General features: G+C 43.4%; 2 protein-coding genes. One reads left to right on the top strand and one right to left on the bottom strand.

What is annotated here, in order from left to right; genetic code table 11:
- Positions 1-23: 23 nt before the first annotated feature.
- Positions 24-215, bottom strand: coding sequence for a transposase (locus KDK19_RS24385; RefSeq protein WP_368736460.1), 192 nt, complete (start codon positions 213-215; stop codon positions 24-26).
- A 436-nt stretch (positions 216-651) separates the two neighbouring features.
- On the opposite strand from KDK19_RS24385, the gene KDK19_RS12435 reads away from it, so the two are divergent.
- Entirely contained in the window at positions 652-1,452 is an 801-nt protein-coding gene (locus tag KDK19_RS12435; protein WP_257292085.1) for a hypothetical protein, read from the top strand.
- Positions 1,453-1,796 lie beyond the last annotated feature (344 nt).

The following is a 1,796-nucleotide window of genomic DNA, read 5'->3' as shown; positions in this document are numbered from 1 at the left end:
AAGAAAGCAGCTATGAGTACACGCTATCTGGCTGAAGTCCTTGCTGAGCAGGCACATTCATGATTTTGCCGTGGTTTGAAGCCAAACTTCCAACCTGTAGACGTCACTCCAAGCTTAGCCTCTTCTAAGAAAACCTTTCGACTGTTAATCCGGTGGTTATCACAAACGACAATTGGCATTGAATCAATGAGTGACAAATCAGTTTGTTGCCCCATACATTTCTTTTGAGATAAACGGTCAGTGCTATCAATGCCTTTTTCATGAGCTCCACAAAACGATCGTAAGAGACCAAATTTGGAAAGTAGTCTTATTTATCTCGAACAATGAGGTTCTGGTAATAAAGCTTGAAATCTCGAAAGGCACTCTGATGAAAACAAATGATGATGGTCATTATTTCACTGAGCGACAGTTTCGATATAACCGGCGACTTTTTGATATTAAAGAGAAGCTGTTTATTTCATTCTAGTTCAAAAGTCAGGCAGAAATCATCAACATCACAGAATACACTGGTCATAGACATGGGAGCCTCTGCTCAGCTATCTGAGGACCGTAACCGAAAGATAGTTAAATCACAGGGGCTTCTTTGTCTTTTTTACATCGAACTCACGTTAATTAGATATATTTCACTTCTTACTTCAAGAAGGACACGACATGGGCATAATTGGACGAACCTTGCATATGCTTTCCAGGCCGCACGGAATAGAAAAGATAGATAATCCTGGTCATAAATCATTTACAGAGCGCCTGAAGTATGACGAGGTGCCTCGAATGCAGTACGCTTATCCCGTGTATCGCGCGGCTATAGAGGCCCAGCGTCTGGGGATCAAGCGCATATCTGTGATTGAATTCGGCGTTTTCACCGGGCATGGGATGCAGGATCTTGAGTCTATCGCCGAGCAGGTTGAACCTGAAACGGGTGTAAAAATTGATGTTATAGGATTTGATTCCGGCAAGGGGATGCCTCCACCTGTGGATTACCGTGACATGCCCTATGTCTGGCAAGAAGGTTTTTTTTCCATCAACGTGGACGAGGTAAAAAAACATCTCCATCGTTCAGAGCTCATCCTCGGTGACGTTGGCGAAACCGTTCACGAGTTCATGAAGAAAGACAGGGCGCCGATCGGTTTCATCAGCTTTGACCTTGATTACTATTCTTCCACCGTCAGGGCCTTTGAGTTATTGAAATATCCAGACAAGCATTTCCTCCCGAGAACGTATTGCTATTTTGACGATATTGTGGGGGACGATTATGAGATTCACTGCGAGTGCGTAGGTGAGCTTCTGGCCATTAAGGAGTTCAACGAGGAAAACGAGAAAAGGGTATTATGCCCTATCCATAAGCTGAGGAATAAGCGTATTGTTCCTGCAGGATGGACCGAGCATATATATGTTTTTCACATTTTTGATCACCCGCTTTACTCCAAATATATTAATACGGACAAGGACTGGTAGCAGTGAAACATGTCGCGCGGTAACTAGTCCGCATTGCTTCCCGACAAATAGTATGTCCATAATAGCTTGTGATCTGCCGCTCCAAGTTCATTGCCGATTGCTCATCTCCTCGCTCTTGGGCAGCCCCGGTCAGCCACTCAGGGAAAAATCATGAAAACCCCTGAAATTATTGACCCGTAGCTTATATTTATTTTCTTTTTAATACTTCTATGGTCTTATACCTTTACATCAGGATAAGGCCTCAGAATGAATACTCACGATTTGATTTAACAACTCTCTATTATCAGTAACCCACGCCAAGCTTGGAAAGTCGGCCACAAGCTAACAGACATCCTTTTTCTGAC

This window comes from Endozoicomonas sp. ONNA1 (genome assembly GCF_024606325.1).
Classification (GTDB): domain Bacteria; phylum Pseudomonadota; class Gammaproteobacteria; order Pseudomonadales; family Endozoicomonadaceae; genus Endozoicomonas_A.
This window is presented reverse-complemented; position numbering and strand designations above follow the sequence as displayed.